The sequence below is a fragment of the Vibrio sp. R-1 genome, assembly GCF_035615595.1.
Taxonomy (GTDB): Bacteria; Pseudomonadota; Gammaproteobacteria; order Enterobacterales; family Vibrionaceae; genus Vibrio; species Vibrio cholerae.
Window position 1 is genome coordinate 1 of record NZ_WPDC01000158.1, and the last position, 2,992, is coordinate 2,992.

Annotated in this window: 2 protein-coding genes; one reads left to right on the forward strand and one right to left on the reverse strand. The window is 43.9% G+C overall.

Features of this window, described 5'->3' with window-relative positions; all coding sequences use genetic code 11:
• On the reverse strand, positions 1-1,250 hold a 1,250-nt coding region (locus GOU96_RS17165; RefSeq protein ID WP_324702041.1), incomplete at its 3' end, for an Orn/Lys/Arg decarboxylase N-terminal domain-containing protein.
• 1,126 nt (positions 1,251-2,376) lie between these two features.
• On the opposite strand from GOU96_RS17165, the gene GOU96_RS17170 reads away from it, so the two are divergent.
• Positions 2,377-2,992 (forward strand): amino acid permease (locus GOU96_RS17170; RefSeq protein WP_324702042.1); only part of this gene is annotated, 616 nt, incomplete at its 3' end.

Genomic DNA, 2,992 nt, shown 5'->3' on the forward strand with positions numbered 1-2,992 from the left:
ATGTACGCTTGGCTGAATTGCTCTGGCTTGATGTTGCTACGGCCTTCACGCATGTGAATGTAAGAAGCCTGAGACAGCGCGTTCAGCAGTTTGTGCGTAGAGTGGGTAGCAAAGATAGTTGGTTGATCTTTACCGTGCGCTTCTTTATCACCACGCATTGCGTGGAAGCCCTTGTAGATAGGGTTGAAGCGAGAGTAACCGAACCAAGCTTCGTCGTAGTGAATACGATCGGTGCTTTGACCCAGCAGCTCTTGGATAGTGTCGCCGTTGTAGATCAGGCCGTCATAAGTACAGTTAGTTACCACACTGTAAGAAGGACGCTGATGTGGCGCTGCGCTCGCGAATTTGCTTTCTGCAATTTTCGCTTTGATAGCTTCAGGCTGCATCTGCTTCTTAGGGATTGGGCCGATGATGCCGTAAGCGTTACGAGTTGGGGTCATGTAAACCGGTGCAACACCAGTCAGCATCAGACCTTGTTCGATAGATTTGTGGCTGTTACGGTCACAGATCGCGATATCGTCTTCAGAGCAGCACGCTTGGAAGATGGTACGGTTTGCACCGGAAGTACCAACAACCAGAGAGTAAGAACGGTCAGCACCGAATACGCGAGCGATATACTTCTCACTCTCACCGAAAGCACCGGTGTGGTCCAGCATTGAACCTAAAGAAGCACGTTCGATACCCATATCGGTACGGAAAATGTTTTCACCGTAGAAGTCGAAGAACTTACGACCGATAGGAGTCTTACAGAAACCGATACCACCTTGGTGGCCTGGCGCAGACCAGGAATACTCTTTCTCTTTCGCGTATTCCATCATGGCAGCCATCAGTGGCGGCATGATTGCTTTTTCATAACGCGCAACGGCAGCTTGCAGACGGCCAACGATGAAATCAGTGGTGTCATCCAGGATCATGAAGGTTTCAGTCACCAGCTTCATCACTTCAGCAGTAACGGCTTTGTTGTCACCGTGAGAGCTTACCAGCAGGAATACTGGGGCTTTCTCGTGACGCAGACGCAGCTGCTTCAGGAAGTCGATGATTTCTGCAGACTCAGACGGAACCCACTCAGCCATTACGCAGTCAACTGCTGCAGTAGAGGTTACATAGGTGGTCGCGTTCTCGTAAGAGTGAGCAAACTGAACCTGTTCACCCTTGCTGGTCAGAGAGGTCACAATCTTTTCGATTGCTTCTTCCAGCGGAAGGTTAGTAACAGTGCTGTTTCCTACGATCAGATATTTCTTATCACACATAGATAAACCCATCATTCAAGGTGTACGCCGCACATACCAAGGTGTGCTCGGATAAATATCCGCAGACATTTATCGTCTGTACGTTATAAAACGGTGATTTGATAATGTATTCAGATTCTTCGAATAGATTCATTGAATAAAAGAACAATCTGAATACATAGTCAGATTGGCTGCGAACATTAAAGATAATCTGTCAGGTAAATAAGAAGACCAAAGATGGCTCTACGTTACCGTTACGTCGGAACCAATTAACAGATATCGCAGTCAATTAAAAAGATGGAACACAAACTCATCAAGCACAGTGATGGTAAATCCATTTTTTATTTTTTGCTATTAACTAATATGTCAAAACATTACAAAACAGCCCGGAGTGAATATAAACATACAAATACAAAATAACTATTCACTAATTTTTAGTCTGACTGTATGATTACGCATAAATTTTAATTTAACGCTATAAATAGCGGTAAATAGTCGAGCTAAATACTCAGGAATAGATTGCAAAGCAAGAAAATTACCGAAATAATGCCGTGACTCAAATCACAAAAAACCATGAAAAACGCCCATAGAAACAACTAGCAACACATAACAACATCTCGTTTCCGCACCATACAAAATGATACAGCAAGCAATCTCTCGTTACCGCTCAACACATTTAAAATCCCATCCACACACATAAAACACAGTTGATCATAATTGTGCATACATAGAAATCGTTATTTCCGCCATTAATAATCGCAAAAACAAGCAGATAGCCAAAACCACCTATTATTAAGCATAAATAATTCGTTACGTATTCTGGTGTTTTTTGTCGGAACTGAATTTGACCTAGATAGCTATCTACAATACTGTTTAAGCCGAAAAAGCAGCGTGCTGCTTAATTCCAATAAGTTTCATTCTTCATTTTCTTTTCGCCAGTTATGTAAGTTATTTCTCATATACTTCGGTATATGTGTTTTATGTCATTGGCTGACGATAGATATACAGAAACACACCGGAAATAAAACAATATTTGTCCGTGTATTTTATGCATGAATAAATACATTTTTATTTCTGGTTAAGCAAAAAGCATCAACATTATCGATTTCTAATATTAAAAGAATAATCCCTTTCGGAGATACAATTCATGGCTACAGAATCGAAAAAAATGGGGGTTGTCGGCCTGACCGTACTGGTTGCCGTTAATATGATGGGCTCCGGCATTATCATGTTACCGGCCAGTCTGGCACAGACCGGCGCCATCTCCATGCTCTCTTGGCTGGTTACCGCTGTCGGTGCCATGTGTATTGCTTACACCTTCGCAAAATGTGGTGCCTTCTGTAAGCGTGACGGCGGTATGTCTGCTTACTCTGAAGAAGCACACGGCAAATCTTCTTTCTTCATCGCCTCTTATACTTACTACGTGTGTCTGGTGATCAGCTGCGTAGCTATCGCGGTATCCGCTGCCGGTTACATGGCACCGTTCTTCCCGTGGATTAAAGCGACCCCAATCAACACCTTCATCACCGTTGTTGCAATCCTGATTGTGACCATGGTAGCAAACTTCAAGGGTCCTAAAATCACCGGTCAGATCTCTGGCTTCACCGTGTGGGGTATCATCCTGCCAGTTGCGGGTCTGTCTATCATCGGTTGGTTCTGGTTCGATCCAAAAATCTTTGCTGAAGCATGGAACCCGCACAACATGGGTACCGGTAGCGCTATCTCTTCTGGTATCGCACTGACTCTGTGGGCATTCCTGGGTA